Source organism: Staphylococcus sp. GDX8P80P, from assembly GCF_017893095.1.
Lineage (GTDB): Bacteria > Bacillota > Bacilli > Staphylococcales > Staphylococcaceae > Staphylococcus > Staphylococcus borealis.
The window spans coordinates 1-22,414 of the sequence record NZ_JAESMI010000007.1 but is presented as its reverse complement, the minus strand read 5'-3'; the positions used below and the strand labels follow the sequence as shown (position 1 = coordinate 22,414).

The 22,414-nt window shown below is 34.4% G+C and carries 28 protein-coding genes, 1 pseudogene and 1 riboswitch; of the genes and pseudogenes, 25 read left to right on the top strand and 4 right to left on the bottom strand.

Annotated elements, in window-relative coordinates; genetic code table 11:
• The first annotated feature begins 28 nt into the window (after positions 1-28).
• From glyA to fabZ, 15 genes are all read left to right on the top strand, one after another.
• Positions 29-1,267, top strand: coding sequence for a serine hydroxymethyltransferase (gene glyA, locus KA858_RS00845; protein WP_053031158.1), 1,239 nt, complete (start codon positions 29-31; stop codon positions 1,265-1,267).
• 26 nt (positions 1,268-1,293) lie between these two features.
• The gene (gene upp, locus KA858_RS00840) at positions 1,294-1,923 is read left to right on the top strand and encodes a uracil phosphoribosyltransferase (RefSeq protein ID WP_053031159.1); all 630 of its coding nucleotides are present in this window, start codon (positions 1,294-1,296) and stop codon (positions 1,921-1,923) included.
• Between the two features lie 16 nt (positions 1,924-1,939).
• On the top strand, positions 1,940-3,073 hold the full coding sequence (wecB, locus tag KA858_RS00835) for a non-hydrolyzing UDP-N-acetylglucosamine 2-epimerase (RefSeq protein WP_210130296.1): 1,134 nt from the start codon (positions 1,940-1,942) through the stop codon (positions 3,071-3,073).
• Between the two features lie 154 nt (positions 3,074-3,227).
• Positions 3,228-3,578 (top strand): ATP synthase subunit I, encoded by a 351-nt coding sequence (locus tag KA858_RS00830; protein WP_053031161.1) that lies wholly within the window; start codon positions 3,228-3,230, stop codon positions 3,576-3,578.
• Positions 3,579-3,605: 27 nt separating this feature from the next.
• Positions 3,606-4,331, top strand: a complete 726-nt coding sequence (atpB, locus tag KA858_RS00825; protein WP_011275237.1) for a F0F1 ATP synthase subunit A — start codon at positions 3,606-3,608, stop codon at positions 4,329-4,331.
• Between the two features lie 32 nt (positions 4,332-4,363).
• Complete coding sequence (gene atpE / locus KA858_RS00820; protein ID WP_011275238.1) at positions 4,364-4,576, top strand: F0F1 ATP synthase subunit C; 213 nt, start codon at positions 4,364-4,366, stop codon at positions 4,574-4,576.
• An 85-nt stretch (positions 4,577-4,661) separates the two neighbouring features.
• Positions 4,662-5,192, top strand: coding sequence for a F0F1 ATP synthase subunit B (locus KA858_RS00815; protein WP_016931216.1), 531 nt, complete (start codon positions 4,662-4,664; stop codon positions 5,190-5,192).
• Positions 5,192-5,731 carry a F0F1 ATP synthase subunit delta gene (locus tag KA858_RS00810; protein ID WP_210134760.1) on the top strand — a complete coding sequence of 180 codons (540 nt, stop codon included), beginning with the start codon at positions 5,192-5,194 and terminating at the stop codon, positions 5,729-5,731. Before KA858_RS00815 ends, KA858_RS00810 begins: the two co-directional genes overlap by 1 nt.
• A gap of 20 nt (positions 5,732-5,751) precedes the next feature.
• Positions 5,752-7,260, top strand: coding sequence for a F0F1 ATP synthase subunit alpha (gene atpA / locus KA858_RS00805; RefSeq protein ID WP_075109006.1), 1,509 nt, complete (start codon positions 5,752-5,754; stop codon positions 7,258-7,260).
• A gap of 31 nt (positions 7,261-7,291) precedes the next feature.
• Positions 7,292-8,158: an ATP synthase F1 subunit gamma gene (gene atpG, locus KA858_RS00800; RefSeq protein WP_053031168.1), complete on the top strand. Its 867-nt coding sequence runs from the start codon at positions 7,292-7,294 to the stop codon at positions 8,156-8,158.
• 21 nt (positions 8,159-8,179) lie between these two features.
• The gene (gene atpD / locus KA858_RS00795) at positions 8,180-9,592 is read left to right on the top strand and encodes a F0F1 ATP synthase subunit beta (RefSeq protein WP_053031170.1); all 1,413 of its coding nucleotides are present in this window, start codon (positions 8,180-8,182) and stop codon (positions 9,590-9,592) included.
• Positions 9,593-9,612: 20 nt separating this feature from the next.
• Entirely contained in the window at positions 9,613-10,014 is a 402-nt protein-coding gene (locus KA858_RS00790; RefSeq protein ID WP_075109007.1) for a F0F1 ATP synthase subunit epsilon, read from the top strand.
• 127 nt (positions 10,015-10,141) lie between these two features.
• On the top strand, positions 10,142-10,375 hold the full coding sequence (locus KA858_RS00785) for a DUF1146 family protein (RefSeq protein WP_053031174.1): 234 nt from the start codon (positions 10,142-10,144) through the stop codon (positions 10,373-10,375).
• Between the two features lie 104 nt (positions 10,376-10,479).
• A complete protein-coding gene (gene murA, locus KA858_RS00780) occupies positions 10,480-11,745 on the top strand; it encodes a UDP-N-acetylglucosamine 1-carboxyvinyltransferase (RefSeq protein WP_075109008.1) in 1,266 nt (421 codons plus the stop codon).
• 40 nt (positions 11,746-11,785) lie between these two features.
• The gene (fabZ, locus tag KA858_RS00775; RefSeq protein WP_016931213.1) at positions 11,786-12,223 is read left to right on the top strand and encodes a 3-hydroxyacyl-ACP dehydratase FabZ; all 438 of its coding nucleotides are present in this window, start codon (positions 11,786-11,788) and stop codon (positions 12,221-12,223) included.
• Between the two features lie 66 nt (positions 12,224-12,289).
• Here the strand turns inward: fabZ and KA858_RS00770 are convergent, their stop codons facing one another.
• Positions 12,290-12,733, bottom strand: a complete 444-nt coding sequence (locus KA858_RS00770) for a YwpF-like family protein (protein WP_107630156.1) — start codon at positions 12,731-12,733, stop codon at positions 12,290-12,292.
• A 187-nt stretch (positions 12,734-12,920) separates the two neighbouring features.
• Between KA858_RS00770 and KA858_RS00765 the strand changes: the two genes are divergently transcribed.
• The 7 genes from KA858_RS00765 to yidC all read left to right on the top strand — a co-directional run bounded on the left by KA858_RS00765 (position 12,921) and on the right by yidC (position 18,727).
• A complete protein-coding gene (locus KA858_RS00765; protein WP_053031180.1) occupies positions 12,921-13,319 on the top strand; it encodes a single-stranded DNA-binding protein in 399 nt (132 codons plus the stop codon).
• Positions 13,320-13,662: 343 nt separating this feature from the next.
• Positions 13,663-14,370 carry a transglycosylase family protein gene (locus KA858_RS00760; protein ID WP_210134759.1) on the top strand — a complete coding sequence of 236 codons (708 nt, stop codon included), beginning with the start codon at positions 13,663-13,665 and terminating at the stop codon, positions 14,368-14,370.
• A 284-nt stretch (positions 14,371-14,654) separates the two neighbouring features.
• Positions 14,655-14,758, top strand: a riboswitch (TPP riboswitch).
• A gap of 77 nt (positions 14,759-14,835) precedes the next feature.
• Positions 14,836-15,525, top strand: a complete 690-nt coding sequence (gene tenA, locus KA858_RS00755; RefSeq protein WP_070854359.1) for a thiaminase II — start codon at positions 14,836-14,838, stop codon at positions 15,523-15,525.
• Positions 15,518-16,339, top strand: a complete 822-nt coding sequence (gene thiD, locus KA858_RS00750; RefSeq protein WP_053031186.1) for a bifunctional hydroxymethylpyrimidine kinase/phosphomethylpyrimidine kinase — start codon at positions 15,518-15,520, stop codon at positions 16,337-16,339. The genes tenA and thiD overlap by 8 nt, the downstream gene beginning before the upstream one ends.
• The gene (gene thiM, locus KA858_RS00745; RefSeq protein WP_210134764.1) at positions 16,332-17,123 is read left to right on the top strand and encodes a hydroxyethylthiazole kinase; all 792 of its coding nucleotides are present in this window, start codon (positions 16,332-16,334) and stop codon (positions 17,121-17,123) included. The genes thiD and thiM overlap by 8 nt, the downstream gene beginning before the upstream one ends.
• 1 nt (position 17,124) lies before the next feature.
• Entirely contained in the window at positions 17,125-17,763 is a 639-nt protein-coding gene (gene thiE / locus KA858_RS00740) for a thiamine phosphate synthase (RefSeq protein WP_210134758.1), read from the top strand.
• Between the two features lie 88 nt (positions 17,764-17,851).
• Positions 17,852-18,727, top strand: a complete 876-nt coding sequence (gene yidC / locus KA858_RS00735) for a membrane protein insertase YidC (RefSeq protein WP_210134757.1) — start codon at positions 17,852-17,854, stop codon at positions 18,725-18,727.
• A 74-nt stretch (positions 18,728-18,801) separates the two neighbouring features.
• Here yidC and KA858_RS00730 read toward each other — a convergent pair whose 3' ends face one another.
• Both KA858_RS00730 and cls read right to left on the bottom strand, forming a co-directional pair.
• A complete protein-coding gene (locus tag KA858_RS00730) occupies positions 18,802-19,446 on the bottom strand; it encodes an HD domain-containing protein (RefSeq protein WP_210134756.1) in 645 nt (214 codons plus the stop codon).
• A 76-nt stretch (positions 19,447-19,522) separates the two neighbouring features.
• On the bottom strand, positions 19,523-21,007 hold the full coding sequence (gene cls / locus KA858_RS00725) for a cardiolipin synthase (RefSeq protein ID WP_210134755.1): 1,485 nt from the start codon (positions 21,005-21,007) through the stop codon (positions 19,523-19,525).
• 185 nt (positions 21,008-21,192) lie between these two features.
• Here cls and csoR point away from each other — a divergent pair, with 185 nt between their 5' ends.
• The 3 genes from csoR to KA858_RS00710 all read left to right on the top strand — a co-directional run bounded on the left by csoR (position 21,193) and on the right by KA858_RS00710 (position 21,949).
• Positions 21,193-21,486: a copper-sensing transcriptional repressor CsoR gene (csoR, locus tag KA858_RS00720; protein ID WP_107630149.1), complete on the top strand. Its 294-nt coding sequence runs from the start codon at positions 21,193-21,195 to the stop codon at positions 21,484-21,486.
• Positions 21,487-21,497: 11 nt separating this feature from the next.
• Entirely contained in the window at positions 21,498-21,704 is a 207-nt protein-coding gene (csoZ, locus tag KA858_RS00715; RefSeq protein WP_075109069.1) for a putative copper chaperone CsoZ, read from the top strand.
• Between the two features lie 107 nt (positions 21,705-21,811).
• Entirely contained in the window at positions 21,812-21,949 is a 138-nt protein-coding gene (locus KA858_RS00710; RefSeq protein WP_107630147.1) for an Lmo0850 family protein, read from the top strand.
• 79 nt (positions 21,950-22,028) lie between these two features.
• Here KA858_RS00710 and KA858_RS00705 read toward each other — a convergent pair.
• Positions 22,029-22,199 (bottom strand): annotated as a pseudogene (locus tag KA858_RS00705) (IS5/IS1182 family transposase); the annotation flags it as partial.
• Positions 22,200-22,414: the final 215 nt, after the last annotated feature.

The following is a 22,414-nucleotide window of genomic DNA, read 5'->3' as shown; positions in this document are numbered from 1 at the left end:
CTAGAAAGTGTAAAGGGGGATTTTTTATATGTCATATATCCAAAATCAAGATAAAGCTGTCTATGAAGCAATTCAAAATGAATATAATAGGCAAAATAACAACATTGAATTAATCGCATCTGAAAACTTTGTATCTGAAGCGGTGATGGAAGCACAGGGTTCTGTGATGACTAACAAATATGCTGAAGGCTATCCAGGTCGTCGTTACTATGGTGGTTGTGATTATGTTGACGTAACTGAAACGATTGCAATTGAAAGAGCGAAAGCATTATTTGGTGCGGAGCATGTAAATGTGCAACCCCACTCAGGGTCTCAAGCCAATATGGCAGTATATCTTGTCGCTTTAGAGATGGGTGATACTGTTTTAGGTATGAATTTGAGTCATGGTGGTCATTTAACGCATGGTTCACCAGTTAATTTCAGTGGTAAATTCTACAACTTTGTAGATTATGGCGTAGATAAAGAAACTGAAAAAATTGACTATGACGTTGTGCGTCAACTAGCACATGAACACAAGCCTAAATTAATCGTTGCAGGAACTTCAGCGTATTCAAGACAACTTGATTTTAAAAAGTTTAAAGAAATCGCTGATGAAGTTGGCGCTAAATTAATGGTTGATATGGCTCATATCGCTGGTTTAGTTGCAGCAGGTTTACATCCAAATCCTGTAGAATATGCTGATTTTGTAACAACAACGACGCATAAAACTTTACGTGGCCCACGTGGTGGATTAATTCTTTGTAAAGAAGCGTATAAGAAGGATATAGATAAAACAATATTCCCTGGAATACAAGGTGGACCTTTAGAACATGTCATTGCTGCTAAAGCAGTCGCATTCGGTGAAGCACTTGAACAAGACTTTAAAACGTATCAAGAGCAAGTCATCAAAAATGCTAAAGTGCTTTCTGAAACGTTGAAAGAAGAGGGCTTTAGAATTGTGTCAGGTGGCACTGATAACCATTTAGTATCTGTAGATGTTAAAAACTCAGTAAATGTTACAGGTAAAGAAGCGGAAGCGACATTAGATTCAATTGGAATAACATGTAATAAAAATACAATTCCATTTGATCAAGAAAAAGCTTTTGTAACAAGTGGTATACGTTTAGGCACACCAGCTGCTACAACAAGAGGCTTTGATGAAGAAGCATTCAAAGAAGTTGGTCGTATTATTAGCTTAGCACTTAAACACCCTAATGATGATACAAAATTGAAAGAAGCAAGAGAAAGGGTAAGTCGTTTAACAGCTAAATATCCGCTATATGAATAATTTATAAAATTTTGGAGGCAATATAAATGAGTAAAGTACATGTATTTGATCACCCACTAATTCAACACAAATTAAGTTATATCCGTGATATGAATACGGGAACTAAAGAATTTAGAGAACTTGTTGATGAAGTCGGCATGTTAATGGCGTATGAGGTTACTAGAGATTTAGAACTTCAAGATGTTGAAATTAAAACGCCAGTAACAACTATGACTGCAAAAAGATTAGCTGGTAAAAAATTAGCAATTGTTCCAATTCTTAGAGCCGGTTTAGGGATGACAGATGGTGTATTAAGCTTAGTCCCAGCGGCACGTGTTGGTCATATTGGTTTATACCGTGATCCTAAAACATTGGAAGCAGTAGAATACTTTGCTAAACTTCCACAAGATATTGATGAGAGACAAATTATTGTGGTAGACCCAATGTTAGCTACTGGAGCATCAGCAATCGAAGCAATTAATTCGTTGAAGAAACGCGGTGCTAAAAATATTAGATTCATGTGTCTTATTGCTGCACCAGAGGGTGTTGAAAAAATGCAAGAAGCGCACGATGATGTCGATATCTATATTGCAGCATTAGACGAAAAATTAAATGATAAAGCATACATTACACCAGGTTTAGGTGATGCTGGAGACAGATTGTTCGGTACAAAATAGGTATAGGAGTTTATGTATGAGAAAGATTATGACAGTCTTTGGTACTAGACCAGAAGCAATAAAGATGGCACCTTTAGTGAAGGCACTCGAGTGTGATGCTGAGTTAGAACCAATGATTGTTGTAACTGCTCAGCATCGCGAAATGTTAGATTCGGTCTTACAAACTTTCAACATCGAGCCACATTATGATTTGAATATCATGAAGGAAGGTCAAACGTTATCAGATATTACATCAAGAGCAATGACGCAACTTGAAGAAATTATTAAAAAAGAAAAACCGGATATGGTGCTCGTCCATGGCGATACCACTACTACATTTTCAGGTGCACTAGCTGCTTTTTATAATCAAGTACCTGTTGGTCACGTAGAAGCTGGTTTAAGAACACGACGTAAATATGCACCTTTCCCAGAAGAGATAAATAGGCAAATGGTAAGTAATTTAGCCGACCTGCATTTTGCGCCTACTAAAGGTGCAGCGAATAATTTGCTTCAAGAACAGAAAAATCCAGACACAGTAATTATTACTGGAAATACTGCTATTGATACACTTAAATTAACGGTCCAAAAGGAATATACATCAGATATAATCACAAAGCATCAAAATAAACGCATTATTCTATTAACTGTTCACCGAAGAGAAAATATTGGACAGCCAATGATTGAGATTTATAAAGCAATGCGCACTATTGTTGATGAATATGAAGATGTGGTCATTGTATCACCACTACATCTGAATCCTAAAGTAAGGTCACTAGCTTATAAGTATTTAGGTGATCATGAGCGTATTGAATTAATTGAACCATTAGACGTTGTAGACTTCCACAACTTCGTAAGTAACGCCTATTTAATCTTGACGGATTCAGGCGGTATTCAAGAAGAGGCACCTTCATTGAATAAACCTGTACTAGTGCTTAGAGATGTAACCGAGAGACCAGAAGGTGTAGCAGCGGGCACTTTGAAAATAATTGGAACGGATTTTGAAAATGTGCATCATACAACGGCAGAATTATTGGATAACGAAATAATTTATAATCAAATGTCACAAACTCAAAATCCTTATGGTGATGGTAAAGCATCTATAAGAATTTGTGAGAGTATAAAATATTATTTTGGTTTGACATCAAATTCACCAGAGCCCTTCAAATCATAAAAAAATCTAAATTGTGAACATTTTGTGACAAAAAAAGAGTTAATTTTTACAACAATTTGAATAGAATTGACACACTATTTACCCTATATTATTATTAAATTTGTATGAGTGGAACGGTTTATATGGTTGTCATAAGTTAATTTGGAGGAGAAAAATGAGGCGTTTCAGCATCATATTTAAACAATTCATTCAATATTATATTTATTTTTTAATTATATTGGCTGTGTTGTATATCGTTATTCCAAATCCTTTTATTCTAGGATTAATAATAGGAACATTTGGATCTTTAATAAATACCTATATTTTCGAATTATATTTATCTCGGGCAAAGCAACCAGATAACATACATATTTCTACGGGCAATACTTGGAGGTACTTAGTCGCTATCATTGCGTGTGTAATATGGTTTTTATTTAAAGATAATGTCAATATTATTGGGGTAATGATTGGTCTTATGTTTTCTTATGTTTTAATCATTTTACGCCCTCTACTGCTTAAGAATTAAAATTTTAATAAAGAAAGAGGTGAGTACATGGATCACAAAAACCCGCTCGTAAGTTGGAATGTATTTGGTTTTGATCTCGTTTTCAATTTAGCAAGCATCATGATGTTAGTTATTACAGCAATCATTGTTTTTCTAATAGCTATTATTTGTACGCGTAATCTAAAGAAAAGACCATCAGGTAAACAGAATTTTATCGAATGGATCTTTGACTTTGTAAGAAGCATCATAGAGAGTAATATGGCTTGGAAAAAAGGTGGTCAGTTTCACTTCTTAGCAGTAACATTGATTTTATTTATCTTTGTTGCAAACATGTTAGGACTACCATTTGCTATAGTGACTAAAGATCATTATCTATGGTGGAAATCTCCAACAGCTGATGCAACTGTCACATTGACATTATCAACTATGATGATATTACTTACACACTATTATGGTGTGAAAATGCGTGGAACTAAAGCTTACATAGGTAATTACTTTAAACCATTCTGGCCATTAGCAATTATCAATGTTTTTGAAGAATTCTCTTCAACATTAACACTTGGTCTACGTTTATACGGTAATATATTTGCCGGTGAATTATTACTTTCTTTATTAGCCGGCTTAGTTGTAAGCAGTGCTTGGGGTTGGATTATAGGTATTCCAGGTTTAATCGTATGGCAAGGATTCTCTATCTTTGTCGGCTCAATCCAAGCATATATATTTATCATGCTTTCAATGGTTTACATGTCCCACAAAGTAGCGGACACACATTAACTTAAACAAACATTTTAGGAGGAATTATTAATATGGGTTTAATCGCAGCAGCAATTGCAATTGGTTTATCAGCACTAGGCGCAGGTATCGGTAACGGTCTTATCGTTTCAAGAACAGTAGAAGGTGTAGCTCGTCAACCAGAAGCACGTGGACAATTAATGAGTATCATGTTCATCGGTATTGGTTTAGTTGAGGCATTACCTATCATCGGTGTTGTAATCGCATTCATGACTCTTTTCCAATAAGAAAATTTCATGGCGAAGTCACTTGGATCTTCGCCGTTCGTTTTATTTAATGGCAAGTGGTGATTAATTATGAAAGGAGTGTCAAATGCCAGTGAATGCATTAACTAATTCATTCGTTTTAGGTGCAGCAGGTGGTGGTGTTGAATGGGGTACTGTCATTGTTACAGTAATCACATTTGCTATTTTATTAGCACTACTTAAGAAATTTGCTTGGGGTCCATTAAAAGAAGTAATGGACAAACGTGAACGCGACATCAATAGAGACATTGATGAAGCTGAAGAAGCAAAATTAAATGCACAAAAACTTGAAGAAGAAAATAAAAAGACACTAAAACAAACTCAAGATGAAGTTCAACGTATTTTAGAAGATGCTAGAGTTCAAGCACGTAAACAACATGAAGAAATCATTCATGAAGCAAATATTCGTGCAAACGGTATGATTGAAACTGCTCAAAGTGAAATCAATAGCGAGAAAGAACGTGCATTAGCAGATATTAACAATCAAGTGTCTGAGTTATCAGTATTGATTGCATCTAAAGTACTTCAAAAAGAAATTTCAGAACAAGATCAAAAAGAACTTGTTGATAAGTATTTAAAAGAGGCAGGCGATAAATAATGGCAAATGTAGCAAATAAATACGCTAAAGCATTATTTGACGTCGCTATCGATAAAGACAGATTAGATTTAATGTACGAAGAACTTAGTATAGTTAGTGAAGCCACAAAAAACTATGATGAAGATTTAAGAGCAATTGACTCAAATCCTAACCAACCAGCTTCTGAAAGACGCAAATTTGTTGGTATCGTTTTTGGAGATGCTAATTATTACTTAAAAAATATGCTAATGATATTAGCTAATAATCGTCATTTAGTACTGATCAATTCAATTTTTAAAGAATTTAAAAGTTTATACAATGAATATCATAATGAAGATTCAGCCATTGTTGAATCAGTTTATCAATTAAGTGATGATGAACTTAGTCGTATTAAAGACTTAATTTTAAAACAAACGAATTTATCACAAGTACATATTACTACGAAAATAAATCCTGAATTAATTGGAGGATTTAGAGTTAAAGTTGGTACTACTGTGCTAGATGGCAGTGTTAAAAAAGATTTAGAACAAATCGAACGCAAATTTAGAAGAGTAAACTAAAATAAAGAGGAGTGACATAGATGGCCATAAAAGCTGAAGAAATCAGTGCATTACTTCGCTCACAAATTGAAAATTATGAGTCTGAAATGTCTGTAACTGATGTAGGTACGGTACTCCAAATTGGTGACGGTATCGCATTAATTCACGGATTAAATGACTGTATGGCTGGTGAGCTAGTAGAGTTCTCAAATGGTGTTCTTGGTTTAGCTCAAAACCTTGAAGAATCAAATGTGGGTGTAGTTATTTTAGGACCATATACTGAAATTACTGAAGGCGACGAAGTTAGACGTACTGGACGTATTATGGAAGTTCCAGTAGGGGAAGAACTTATTGGTCGTGTTGTTAACCCATTAGGTCAACCTATTGATGGACAAGGTCCTATCAATACAACAAAAACACGCCCTGTTGAACAAAAAGCAACAGGTGTAATGGCTCGTAAATCTGTTGACGAACCACTTCAAACTGGTATTAAAGCGATTGACGCATTAGTTCCAATCGGACGTGGTCAACGTGAGTTAATTATCGGAGATAGACAAACAGGTAAAACAACCATCGGTATTGATACAATCTTAAACCAAAAAGGTTTAGATACAATTTGTATTTACGTAGCAATTGGTCAAAAAGATTCAACTGTACGTGCAAATGTAGAAAAATTACGTCAAGCTGGCGCATTAGATTACACTATTGTTGTTTCAGCTTCAGCATCTGAACCTTCACCATTACTTTATATTGCACCTTATTCTGGTGTAACTATGGGTGAGGAATTCATGTTTAATGGTAAGCATGTATTAATCGTTTATGATGATCTTACAAAACAAGCGGCAGCATACCGTGAGTTATCATTACTTTTACGTAGACCTCCAGGTCGTGAAGCATACCCTGGTGATGTTTTCTATCTACATAGTAGATTATTAGAAAGAGCAGCCAAATTAAATGATGATTTAGGCGGCGGCTCAATTACGGCGTTACCAATTATCGAAACACAAGCAGGGGATATTTCTGCTTATGTACCAACTAACGTAATTTCAATTACAGATGGACAAATCTTCTTACAATCTGACTTATTCTTCTCAGGTGTAAGACCTGCGATTAATGCGGGACAATCAGTTTCACGTGTAGGTGGATCTGCTCAAATCAAAGCAATGAAGAAGGTAGCAGGAACGCTACGTTTAGACTTAGCTTCTTATAGAGAGTTAGAATCATTTGCGCAATTCGGTTCTGATTTAGATGAATTCACAGCCAGAAAACTTGAAAGAGGTAAACGTACGGTTGAAGTGTTGAAACAAGACCAAAACAAACCATTACCTGTTGAAAACCAAGTTTTAATTATATATGCCTTAACAAAAGGTTATTTAGATGATATTCCTGTTGAGGATATTACACGTTTCGAAGACGAATTAAACAGTTGGGCGAAATCAAATGGTTCTGACTTATTAAATGAAATTAGAGAAACTGGTGCCTTACCATCTGACGAAAAATTTGAAGCTACAATTAATGAATTCAAGAAAAGCTTTAGCAAATCTGAATAATTAAACTTTAAATTGAAAGGGTGGTGAGATAATGGCTTCATTAAAAGAGATAGATGGTCGTATCAAATCGACGAAAAAAATGAAACAAATTACCAAAGCAATGAACATGGTATCAAGTTCAAAATTACGTCGAGCTGAAAAAAACACAAAGCAATTTGAACCCTATATGGAAAAAATGCAGGATGCGATTACTGCAATTGCAGGAGCGAGTAAACACTCTAGTCATCCTATGTTAAGACCTAGACAAGTTCAACGTAGTGGTTACTTAGTAATTACTAGTGACAAAGGCTTAGCAGGTGCATACAGTTCAAATGTCTTAAAACGACTGATTAATGATATTAGTGAAAAACATTCTAGTAGTGATGAATATAGCATTATTGTATTAGGTCAATCTGGTGTTGATTTCCTTAAAAATAGAGGTTATGAAATTGAGAATTCACTTGTTGATGTTCCCGATCAACCTTCATTCAAATCAATACAAGCAATTGCGAAACATGCGATTGACTTATTTAGTGAAGAACATATTGATGAATTAAAAATTTATTATAGTCATTATGTTAGTGTTCTTGAAAATAAACCAACGACTAAACAAGTTTTACCATTATCTCGAGAAGATTCTAGCCAAGGTCAAGGTCAAATGTCTTCTTATGAATTTGAACCGGATAAAGAATCTATCCTAAGTGTTATTCTTCCTCAATATGTTGAAAGTTTAATTTATGGAACGATTTTAGATGCTAAGGCTAGTGAACATGCAGCGAGAATGACTGCAATGAAAAATGCTTCTGATAATGCGACTGAACTTATTGATGACTTATCATTACAATATAATAGAGCGAGACAAGCTGAAATCACACAACAAATTACTGAAATTGTTGGTGGTTCCGCAGCACTTGAATAATATTTTAAAGGAGGAAACAACATGGGTAATGGCCGTGTAACTCAGGTTATGGGTCCTGTTATTGACGTTCGTTTTGAACATAATGAAGTACCTGAAATTAATAACGCCTTAATCATTGAAGTTCCAAAAGAAGATGGTACTTTTGAATTAACACTTGAAGTTGCATTACAACTAGGTGATGACGTTGTTCGTACAATCGCTATGGATTCAACAGATGGTGTTCAACGAGGCATGGAAGTTCAAAACACTGGACAAGATATTTCAGTGCCAGTTGGTGAAGTAACGCTAGGTCGTGTATTTAACGTCTTAGGTGATACAATTGATTTAGAAGATAAATTAGATAGTTCAGTGAGACGTGATCCAATTCATAGACAATCACCTAATTTTGATGAATTATCTACTGAAGTGGAAATTCTTGAAACTGGAATTAAAGTTGTAGACTTACTAGCACCTTATATTAAAGGTGGTAAAATCGGACTATTCGGTGGTGCCGGAGTTGGTAAAACCGTATTAATTCAAGAATTAATTAATAACATCGCACAAGAACACGGTGGTATCTCTGTATTCGCTGGTGTAGGTGAACGTACACGTGAAGGTAATGACCTTTACTATGAAATGAGAGATAGTGGTGTTATCAAGAAAACAGCGATGGTATTCGGTCAAATGAACGAGCCACCTGGTGCGCGTATGCGTGTAGCTTTATCTGCATTAACAATGGCTGAGTACTTCCGTGATGAACAAGGACAAGACGTTCTTTTATTCATCGATAACATTTTCAGATTTACTCAAGCAGGTTCTGAAGTATCAGCTTTATTAGGACGTATGCCTTCTGCCGTAGGTTATCAACCTACATTAGCTACAGAAATGGGTCAATTACAAGAACGTATTACATCAACGAATAAAGGTTCTGTAACATCAATCCAAGCCGTATTCGTACCAGCCGATGACTATACTGACCCAGCGCCAGCAACTGCATTCGCTCACTTAGATGCGACAACTAACCTTGAACGTAAATTAACAGAAATGGGTATCTATCCAGCTGTGGATCCATTAGCGTCTACATCAAGAGCGTTAGAACCAGCAATTGTTGGTCAAGAGCACTATGAAGTGGCACGTGATGTTCAATCAACACTTCAAAAATATAGAGAATTGCAAGATATTATCGCAATTTTAGGTATGGATGAGTTATCAGAAGAAGATAAACTTACAGTAGAACGTGCACGTAGAATTCAATTCTTCTTATCACAAAACTTCCACGTTGCAGAACAATTTACTGGTCAAAAAGGTTCATATGTACCTGTTAAAACGACAGTAGCTGATTTCAAAGCGATTTTAGATGGTAAATACGACCATATTCCTGAAGATGCTTTCCGTTTAGTTGGTAGTATGGAAGATGTAATTGCCAAAGCAAAAGATATGGGTGTTGAAGTCTAAACAATTAGGAGGTATAGATAATGAGTACAGTTAATCTTGATATTGTCACTCCTAATGGTTCAGTCTACGAAAAAGATGACGTTGAACTAGTTGTTTTTCAAACAACAGCTGGTGAAATGGGTGTCATGAGTGGGCATATTCCGACAGTTGCCGCATTAAAAACAGGCCATGTTAAAGTGAACTTTAGAAATGGTACTGAATATATAGCTGTTAGTGGTGGCTTTGTTGAAATTAGACAACATAAAGTATCTGTCATTGTTCAAACAGCTGAAACTGCCAGTGAGATAGATGTTGAACGAGCTAAATTAGCACGTCAAAGAGCACAATCTCATTTGGACGATCAGGATAACAGTGATATAAACAGAGCTAAACGAGCGTTGGCTAGAGCTGAAAACCGCTTACGCGTAGCACAATTAAAATAATTAAAAAGGTTTGAAAACTAAATTTAGTTTTCAAACCTTTTTTGTGTTCTATGATAGTCAAGTTTAGTATCATTCTGTGCATTTTTAATGTACAATATAGTACAGAAATCTAAAAGGAGAGAAAGTCATGGATTATATTGGACAGTTTGCGATCATACACTTGGTTTTACATGTTTTGTGTATATGTATAGCTTATTGGGCCTTAAACTCTCTCAAATTAGATCAATTTTTTAAAAAAGGTTACGCTACTCAAGTACAAGTTTGTCTAATGTTTTTAGCCATCTTATTGGGTACAGCCGTGAGCAATTTTTTAATTGATTTATTACAATTCTCAACTCAAGTGAAATTTTTATTTCAATAATGAGATTATTGTAAATTCTTTTTAAAAATAGATATAATAAATAAATAATTGATTGAAAATCGGGAAATGAAGATAGTAATAGGAGTTTAAAGTGGAGGATTAATATGGATAAAATAGTAATTGAAGGTGGCAATCGCCTAACTGGAGAAGTTAAAGTTGAAGGAGCTAAAAATGCAGTATTACCAATATTGACTGCATCACTATTAGCTTCAGAAGGAAAAAGTAAACTTGTTAATGTACCAGATTTAAGCGATGTAGTAACGATAAACAATGTATTATCGACTTTAAATGCTAAAGTTGAATATAATAAAGAAGAAGGTGCAGTTACAGTAGATGCATCAACGACTTTAAAAGAAGAAGCCCCTTATGAATATGTTAGTAAAATGCGAGCAAGCATCTTAGTTATGGGTCCTTTGTTAGCACGTTTAGGTCATGCTATCGTTGCATTACCAGGTGGTTGTGCAATCGGCGCTCGTCCAATAGAGCAACATATTAAAGGGTTTGAGGCATTAGGTGCAGACATACATCTAGAGAATGGGAATATTTACGCTAGCACAAAAGACGGCTTGAAAGGTACAGACATTCATTTAGATTTCCCAAGTGTCGGTGCAACACAAAATATCATTATGGCAGCTTCACTTGCTAAAGGTAAAACAGTGATTGAAAATGTTGCTAAAGAGCCTGAAATTGTTGATTTAGCAAATTATATTAATGAAATGGGTGGCAAAGTAACCGGAGCAGGTACTGATACCATTACGATTCATGGTGTTGATAAGTTGAAAGGTGTAGAACATTCAATCATTCCTGACAGAATTGAAGCAGGTACATTAATCATAGCAGCTGCTATTACGCGTGGTGATGTATTTGTTAGAGACGCAGTAAAAGAACATATGTCGAGTCTAATTTATAAACTTGAAGAAATGGGCGTTAATTTAGATTTCCAAGAAGATGGCGTTCGTGTTACGGCAGAGGGTGAACTTAAACCAGTTGATGTCAAAACACTTCCACACCCTGGGTTCCCAACAGATATGCAATCACAAATGATGGCGTTATTATTAACTGCTGAAGGACATAAAGTCATTACGGAAACTGTCTTTGAAAATAGATTCATGCATGTTGCAGAATTTAAGCGTATGAATGCAAATATTACTGTAGAAGGTAGAAGTGCTAAAATTCAAGGTAAGAGTCAATTGCAAGGTGCTCAAGTTAAAGCAACAGATTTAAGAGCAGCGGCAGCATTAATTTTAGCTGGCTTAGTAGCTGATGGTACAACTCAGGTTACAGAATTAAAACATTTAGACCGCGGTTATGTTAATTTCCATGAGAAATTAAAGTCATTAGGTGCTAATATTGAACGAGTAAATGATTAATCGTATACTCACTTTATAATACTTCTGGAGGACATACATTATGGAAACAATTTTCGATTATAATCAAATTAAGCAAATTATCCCACATAGACAACCATTTTTACTTATTGATCGTGTAGTTGAATACGAAGAGGGCAAGAGATGTGTTGGACTAAAACAAGTATCTGGTAATGAACCATTTTTCCAAGGGCACTTCCCAGATTATGCTGTTATGCCTGGTGTATTAATTACTGAAGCATTAGCACAAACAGGTGCTGTTGCTATGCTTAATAGCGAAGAGAATAAAGGAAAAATTGCATTGTTTGCTGGAATTGATAAATGTAGATTTAAAAAACAAGTAACGCCTGGTGATACGCTAATGTTAGAGGTAGAAATTACTAAAATCAAAGGTCCAATCGGAAAAGGTACAGCAAAGGCTACGGTAGATGGCCAACTCGCTTGTAGTTGTGAATTAACTTTCGCTATCCAAGATGCTTAAACCAAAACATGCTTTTATAATCAATATAAATAGGAGTGGAACATTGAATTGTGTTCCACTCCTATTTTATTCTCTTTCAAATTTTTCTTCTTTTAGTTTAGGTTTAGATTGCATCATACGATTAAATGTTACTTTTAATTCCTCACCTGACAGTCCTTCATCAACTAATTGTTCTAATAAACTCTCTGCATAAACTTGTCGTAAGGTGTAAATATGACAATCTAATACAATTGACATTGTTGTTTCGAATTCAGAAATACTTTTGATTGTAGCATCAAAAAGTGCAGGATCATTCGAAGGGCGTGTTATCACGACTCTAATATCTAATAGTGTTTGATCATCATAATATTTTTTCATTGTTTCATAGTGCGCATTTGAAATGACAACCTCTAGAAGCCAACCAGTACCACTATTTTCTTTATTGATGATTACACCATCTTCTAGCTCAAATTCAGTTATACCTCCATTTTCATTAACAATTTGAAAACGTACAGCTTTAAATGTCTTCACTTCATCACATCCCCAAAAAAATTAAAATTATGCAAAAAATGAAATTATCAATAATCTAATATGAGTTTTACAATTATTTTCTTTAAATATATCAAACTTTGAGTATTAATAGGAATAAAAATCTTAAAAATAGAATTTTGACGCCATCGTTATAAATGAATACTATAGTTGTAGAAGGAGGTGACACATGCTAAACAAGATTGTGATAGTAGGTCGGTTGACCAAAAAGGCACAAATATTTGAGAAAGAGGAGGTGAAGATAGCCACGTTCTGTGTTGCAACAGAACGTAATTATAAAGATGACAACAATGAAATAGCTTGTGATTATATATTTTGTAAAGCTTTTGGTAAAACAGCTACCAATATTGAATTGTATACTGATCAAGGCGCTTTAGTAGGTATTACTGGTCAAATGAGATCACGTAAATACGATAAAGAGGGCCAAACGCACTTTGTGACTGAATTATATGTTGAAACAATTAAATTTATGTCCCCCAAATCCAAAAATAATGATATTCTCCCTGACACCTCATTCAATGAAGACACTTATTCATACGATCACCTAGAAGTGATTGATATAAACTAATGTTCTATTAACTCCATCTCTATTTACTATAAATAACTTCTTTAATTATACTCATGGCCTCTCTTATATTATCAATTTTATAAGAGAGGTTCTTAAATTTTTAATATAATTATCTGAAAGATTTCATTAGTATTACAAGAGATACTTATACATATCGCTACTCAAAACCGTCATGAAAGTCCATAACTAAAAAATAGGGTTACAGTACGTTTGTAATTTGGATGTAAAAAAGTACTGGCTTTTTTTATTTCACTGTAACCTACTATGGTTTTATGGATGTTAAAGTGTTACTTGTAAAATTTATTATTAAGACACAAACAAATCTAGGAGGATATATATAATTATGAAAAAGACAATTATTGCTTCATCATTAGCAGTAGGTTTAGGAGTAGTTGCTGGCAACGCTGGACACGCAGATGCGAGCGAAGCTCAAGTAAATAAAGCTGAATTAGCACAATTAGCACAATCAAATGATCAATCATTAAATAATAGCCCTATCCAAGAAGGTGCATATAACGTAACATTTGATTATGAAGGTTTCACTTATCATTTCGAATCAGATGGTACTAACTGGAGTTGGAACTATGCACAAACAGGCTTATTTTCACCACAACAAGATGTTAGTGAACAAGCATCAGCTGCTACTAACCAAACTTCAGCTGAACAAGTAGCTTCTTCACAACAATCTAGTCAAGCTCAACCAACACAAGTACAACAAGCACCACAAACTCAACAAACACAACAACCACAAACTGAAGCTACAACTTCTAACTCAAGTGCTTCAAGTAACACTGCTTCAAGTGGTTCTTCTGTAAATGTAAACAGTCATTTACAACAAATTGCACAACGTGAATCAGGTGGCGACATTACTGCTATTAATCCAAGTTCAGGTGCAGCAGGTAAATATCAATTCTTACAATCAACTTGGGATTCAGTAGCACCTGCTCAATATAAAGGTGTTTCACCAGCACAAGCACCAGAACACGTTCAAGATGCTGCTGCTGTTAAATTATATAATACTGCAGGACCATCACAATGGGTAACTGCTTAATTTAGCAATATAATAATATTAATTGAGTAGGCTGGGACATAATAAAGTGTCTCAGCCTGCTTTTTCATTTTGACAATAGATGACTGATTTGAAAATACGCTTAAATCAAGCTTTTTCAGCACTAGTTATCCTTGCGGGCGGGGCCCCAACAAAGAGAATTTCACTAATAAATGCTACAAGCAAAGTAAGCTAGGGAGAACAATGAGTTTATTTTATTTCTGTCCTCTCCCTTTCTGTTTTATTTGATAAATCCTAATCAATTTGATATCGTTAAATTAATAAGATAATGCTACTAGGGGAGCCATTGCCAATGGCTGAGATGATTAAATTCAGACCCTTATAACCTGATTTGGTTAATGCCAACGTAGGAAAGTAGTAATGTATATGTTATGTTCTCTTTATTGAATGATAGCTACATTTCTACGTTGAAATGTAGCATTTTTAAATTTTAAGGAGGATATGACTATGACATTTTCAACTGAGATTAAAGAGGCTTCACAACCTATTATTGAAGATATCTATAATGATGGGTTTATTCAAGACCTTTTAAAAGGGAAGTTAGACGCTCAAGCAGTACGTCAATATTTAAGAGCGGATGCATCATATTTAAAGGAATTTACAAATTTGTATGCACTTCTTATCCCAAAAGCACCAACAATGAAAGATGTTAAATTTTTAGTTGAACAAATTGAATTTATGCTAGATGGTGAAGTTGAGGCACATGAAATTTTAGCAGATTACATTAATGAACCTTATGAAGAAATTGTTAAAGAAAAAGTATGGCCTCCAAGCGGTGATCATTACATTAAACATATGTATTATCATGCCTATGCACATGAGAATGCGGCGTATACAATAGCTGCAATGGCACCATGCCCTTATGTATATGAAGTTGTAGCTAAAATGGCATTAGAGGATCAAAATCTAAATAGAGATTCTGTAACTGCAAAATGGTTTGATTTCTATAGTACAGAAATGCGTCCATTAATAGAAGTATTTGATAATTTATTAGATGAATTAACAGCAAATTGTACAGAACAAGAAAAGCATGATATTAAAGAAAGTTTCTTACAAAGTACGATTCACGAACGTAATTTCTTTAATATGGCTTATACTAACGAACAATGGAACTTCGGAGGCGACAAAAATGCATAAACCTAAAATCGCTTTAACAATCGCGGGAACTGATCCATCAGGTGGCGCTGGTGTAATGGCCGATTTAAAATCATTTCATGCCTGTGGTGTCTACGGCATGGCAGCTATTACAAGTATCGTTGCGCAAAATACTAAAGGGGTACAACATATCCATAATCTTGAGACAAGTTGGGTTCAAGAACAATTAGATAGCGTCTTCAATGACGAATTACCACATGCTATTAAAACAGGTATGATTGCGACTCATGAAACAATGGCGTTAATTCAACATTATTTGAGACAACATTCAGATATTCCATACGTCATCGATCCAGTCATGTTAGCTAAGAGTGGCGATTCGTTAATGGATGATGAAACCAAGAAACATTTACAGAATACATTACTACCTTTAGCAGATGTCGTCACGCCTAATATTCCTGAAGCAGAGGAAATAACAGGCATTAAAATAGACACGGAAGAAAATATTCGTAAAGCAGGCAATATCTTTATTAATGAAATAGGCAGTAAAGGCGTTGTCATAAAAGGTGGACACTCTGCAGATTTAAACAATGCTAAAGACTTCTTATTTACTAAGGATGATGTGTATACCTTTGAAGATCAACGCTTTGACACTAAACATACGCACGGAACTGGATGTACATTCTCAGCAGTGATTACTGCAGAACTGGCTAAAGGTAAATCTATCTATGAAGCGGTTAAAAAAGCGAAGAAATTTATTTCATTGAGTATTCAATATACGCCAGAAATTGGTCAAGGTAGAGGACCGGTAAACCATTTTGCATATATGAAGAAGGTTGGATTAGATGATGAATAATTTGGAACGTTTAAGACAAGAGAATCCTTTAGTTGTCTGTTATACAAATGATGTCGTGAAAAACTTTACGGCAAATGGATTACTTAGCATTGGTGCTAGTCCAGCAATGAGTGAAGCACCTGAAGAAGCGGAAGAATTTTATAAAGTTGCAGGGGCGTTACTTATTAATATTGGTACGATGACTAAGGTAAATGAACAAGACATTTTGGAAATAGGTAAAATAGCGAATCAACAAGGAACACCCATTGTATTTGATCCAGTAGCAGTTGGTGCTTCTTCGTATCGCAAAGCATTTTGCCAAAAATTCTTATCAGAAGTGAAAGTATCAGTTATTAAAGGTAATGCTTCTGAAATTTTAACGTTAGTAGATGCAACAACAACGATGAAAGGTACGGATAGTGAAACTGACTTAGACGTTGTTGAAATAGCTAAGCGTGCCCATGAGAAATTGAATACAGCCATCGTGTTAACTGGTAAAGAAGATGTTATTGTCCAAAATAATAAAGTGGTGAAGTTATCTAATGGGTCACCATTATTAGCCAAGATTACTGGTGCTGGATGCTTACTTGGGGGCATTGTAGCAAGTTTCTTATTTAAAGAAGAAACGCCATCTCTACAAGTGTTAGAAGAAGCGGTTAGCATCTATAATATTGCTGCTGAACGCGCTGAACAAGATCAACAAGTAAATGGACCGGGTACGTTTTTATCTAAATTATTAGATCAAATGTATGTCATTGATTTTAATACCTACCAACAACAAGTCAAAAGACAAGAGGTGGATTAAAATGTTTAATCCATCACGATTAAATGTTTATTTTATTTGCGGTACGCAAGATATTCCAGAGGGAAAAGATATTAGAGAAATAGTGAAGCATGCCTTAAATGCCGGTATCACGCTTTTTCAATTTCGTGAAAAAGGACCAACGTCATTAGACGGTGCTGATAAAGAAAATTTAGCAATTGAGTTATTAAATTTATGTCATGACTATCATGTACCATTTATTGTAAATGACGATGTTGATTTAGCTGAAAAAATAAATGCAGACGGTATTCATGTAGGGCAAGATGATGAAAATGTGAAGTCATTTGCTAAGCGGTTCGAAAATAAAATCATAGGACTTAGCATTGGCAACGAGGAAGAATATAATCAATCCGATTTAGATCATGTTGATTATATTGGTGTTGGACCGATGTTTGCAACAATTTCTAAAAATGATGCGAGTGCACCAGTAGGTCCCGCTATGATTGCCACATTAAAAAAGATCAATCCTTCGTTACCTATGGTAGCAATTGGAGGTATAACAGAAGACAATATTGAACCTATTGCTCAAAATGGTGCAGACGGTGTTTCAGTTATTTCGGCGATTGCACGTAGTCATAATATTGACAAGACTGTTACTAAAATGCAAAGTTATTTCAAATAAATAAGAAAATTTTTCTTTTTTTGTTTTCTAGTACACGGTTACTATGATAAAATAATCCCTATGTGAATATATCAATAGAGGTGTAAAAATGAAGAAGAAAGCGTTACTACCTTTGTTATTAGGGGTAATGGTCTTTTTAGCCGGGTGTGATTATTCAAAATCTAGTAATAGAGATGGATTTTTCTATAATACATTCGTAGAACCAATGTCTAGAGTTTTACATTGGTTAGGCCATTCAGTATTTAATGATGATTACGGTATTGCAATTATCGTATTAGTTTTAGTAATTCGTGTTATCTTGTTACCATTCATGTTATCAAACTATAAAAATAGTCATATGATGCGTGAAAAAATGAAAGTTGCTAAGCCAGAAGTTGATGGTGTGCAAGAAAAAGTTAAACGTGCACGAACTCAAGAAGAGAAAATGGCAGCAAACCAAGAAATGATGGAAGTTTATAAGAAATACGATATTAATCCAATGAAGAGTGCATTAGGCTGTTTACCAGTATTAATTCAAATGCCAGTTGTTATGGGATTATACTTCGTATTACGTTATCGTATTGGTGGCGGAATTGCAGAACATCCACACTTCTTATGGTTCAATTTAGTTCATCCTGATATTTGGATTACTATTATTGCCGGTGTGCTTTACTTTATCCAAGCTTGGGTATCAAGTAAACAAATGCCTCAAGAACAACGTCAAATGACTTACATGATGATGATTGTATCACCAATTATGATCATCTGGATTTCATTAAGTTCGGCGTCAGCTTTAGGTCTATATTGGTCTGTCAGTGCAGCATTCTTAATTGTTCAAACTTACTTCGCCAATATGTACTATGAAAAAGTTGCTCAAAGAGAAGTTGCGCCAATGATTGAAAAATTTGAGGAAAATAATGGTAACTCAAATAAAAAAGGTAAAAACACTCAAGTTGTTTCTAAGAATAATAAAAAGAAAAAGTAAATAGCTTAATCAATGCTATATTATAGAAAAGGTCGATACCCTGGAAAGAGGTATCGACCTTTTTGTTATAGCATTCAATCAATATGCCATTCTTTATAAAATTGTGTTAAAAACTGCTCCATAAAAGCATGTCTTTCTTCAGCCAGTTGTCTACCAGTTTTAGTAAGCATTAATGCTTTTAATTTTAACAACTTATCATAAAAATGACGTATAGCAGAAGGGGGCAAATTTGGAATGCTATCTGTATTTGGTGGTCCACTATATGGCGATTCGGTCCACATAGGTTCATTAAAATGGCCTGCAAATTGAAAAGTTCTTGCAATACCAATTGCACCAATAGCATCCAATCGGTCAGCATCCCTTACAATTTGTCCTTCTATTGAAAGAGCTACCTCATTATTGCGTCCATTTCTATAACTCATATGTTCGATAATATAAATAATCGATTGTTGCTGCGTAGGTGTCACTTCAATATGTTCTAAAAATGTTTTAAGTTGATTTAATGCAATTGCTTTATCTGTTAATTTATCATCGATGACATCATGTAGTAAGGCAGATAACGTGATAATTAAGTAGTCACCCTGTTGTTCGTTTTTAGCAATGATTTGCGCTAACGACGTTACACGTTCCACATGCGCAATATCGTGACCAGAATAATCGCTTATATGAAACTCTTTCATATAATTATACGCTAACTGTATTTGCTGTTGTACTTTCATGTTACGCTCCTTATTAAATTAACTTGTACGTATTTACAGTAATAATTGTAAATATGCTGATAACAATTAAAGATATTTATAAAATAGGTGAAAGTAATTGAGATATGCCTTCTTTGAATTTAATCCATAAACTTCGTTTATTATATAATTCCTCAGTAAGTTGATAAGAGACTTTCATATCTTGAATAAATGCTTCTTTCAACTGAGTTGCAATCGTCTCATCATAAACAAATGCATTCACTTCGAAATTTAGTGTGAAACTACGATTATCCATATTGGCTGTGCCTACTGATGCGATTTCATCATCAATAATTAAAGTTTTAGAATGTAAGAACCCATTATCATAATGATAAATTTTAACGCCAGCTGATAGTAGAGAAGCTGCATTTTTCAATGTAGCCCAATAAACGAAAGGATGATCCGGTTTATTAGGTATCATGATATTGACTTCCACACCACCTAAGGCTGCTATTTTAATTGCATCGATAAATGCTTGATCAGGTATAAAATAAGGTGATTGGATGTAAATAGAGTGTTTTGCGGAAGATATCATTTTTAAGTAACCATATTTGATTTGTTCCCAATCCTCATCAGGACCACTTGACGCAATTTGTACACCAATTGTTCCACCTGAGTCTACATCTGGAAAATAGCTATCTTTATATTCGATTGAATCACGATTGGATTGTGAATTCCAATCCAATATAAATCTAAGTTGCAGTGCGTTAACAGAATCGCCCTCTAATCTTAAGTGGGTGTCTCGCCAATAGCCAAACTTTTTATCTTTACCCAAATATTCATCACCGACATTGAACCCTCCTACATAACCAATTTTGCCATCAATAATAACGATTTTTCTATGGTTTCGGTTATTCATACGGAGATTGATGAGGGGAAGTTTAGAGGGAAAGAACGATTCCACATGTCCACCTTTTTGACGAAAATGTTTTAAATCTTTTTTTCTTAAAGTTCTTGAACCCATATCATCGTATAACATTTTAACTTCTAAGCCTTCATCAAGTTTATCCTCAAGTGCTGAGAGAATTTGACGGCCTAGTCCATCACTTTTAAAAATGTAGTACTGAATATGTATATAGTCTTGTGCATTTTTAATATCATTAAGTAATGCATCAAATTTAGCATGACCATCCGTATATATTTTGATGCGATTATCTGTCGTTAAGAACGCAGCATTGTTAAAAAGTAACATGCGTACCATTTCTTTAAACTTAACAATTTGATGATTACCTTTTGAGAAATCGTCACTTTCTAATGCTTCAATTTGTTCATCCACAATCATAGCAAGGCCTTTGCGGTCTTCTTTTTTCAATTTGAAAATTCGATTGCGCTGAATTTGGCGTCCTAATAGTAAATACAATATAAATCCAATGATTGGTAAAAATACTAAAACGAGGAGCCAAGCCCATATAGAGCCAGCACTGCGACGTTCCATAAAGATAATAACAAATGCAAAAATTAAGTTTAATATAAAGGCAGCAATTAATATGATATTAATAATCAATGAGGAATGCGTGAAAGGCATTGAATATATTTCTACCATAGTACGCCTCCTGTTCAATATTTTAATTCTTGCAATAATAAGACAAGTTTTTACTTTCTTAACGTTAATTGTATCATGGCATTTAGCAAATAGCATGACCCTTTTTCATGAAATAAGTTACAGTGTTTGACGAATAGTAAGGTAAATTATACGATATGATAGTACGTATAGAAAGGGTGACGACCTTGGAAAATCATGATAATGCACATCATTCTGATCAAATTAAATTAAATTTAAAATCGAGACTTAATCGTATTGAAGGGCAAGTTAGAGCAATCAATCGCATGATTGAAGAAGATGTCTACTGTGATGACGTGTTAACCCAAATTAGAGCTACAAGATCTGCTTTGAATAGTGTTGCCACTAAATTGTTAGATCATCACATGAAAAGCTGCATTATGGATAAAGTGAATAATGGGGCTCAAGAAGAAGCGATGGAAGAACTATTAGTAACGTTTCAGAAATTAATGAAAGATTAGGAGTAAATGAAATGAATTATAGTGAGATTAAATTGAGTGGTTTGCAAACGGAAGAGCAAGCCAATGCACTTCATCATAGACTAGAAGATATGATTGGCGTAAGTAAAGTAAGTGTTGAGCTAGATAAACAATTGGTCACAATATCTTATGAAACACCAACGAATTTAAATAGTATTGAAAAAGAAATTTATGATGATGGATTTAAGGTTTTAGGCTAATAAATGAAATTAATTTTATAAAATGTCAATTTTATGTTGAATTCATGTAGTAAAACATTGTTAATTGGGGTAGTATAACCTTGAAGTCATAAAACGAGGTGAAAGCCATGAGTCAATCGGATAAATTACAAAATGTTGTTAAACTACTATCATCACTAGGTGTAAATATTAAAAAAACTAAATCTCGTTTGGACATAATGAATACATTGCCAGCAACTACGCCTGTGCGTCAAGAACTTAAATAGTTTGCTAGCAATCAATAAAAATGTAGCGGCCGGGACATAAAGTTCTTGGATAAGTGAATAAAGACAATTTCTATTGAAATAATTTTGGATGATATGATGTCGCATCACGGTGATGTCTGAATTCGTCGAATTCATTGTCAGGAATTGTTTCAACAATATCATTTACATGTCGTGAAATATCATTTGTGGGGATAAGAACTGAAGTTTCCATTGGTAGAGTAAGTTGAGTCATGTTATAATTTTTATACATAAGGCACCTCGTTAATTTAGTTTAGTGATGTTTATTAAATTATACGAAAGTGCCTTATTTTTTTAAAGTATTACAATGTAAAATTACATATAAATACAAAGTATTTTGGCGAGACTCTTACGTTGATTATTAATGAACATAAGTGCTAGCGCACTTATGTAAGAAATTCTAGAGATGAATTACGAATGTTGTTGCGCGACTCCTAGTGGAAAAGA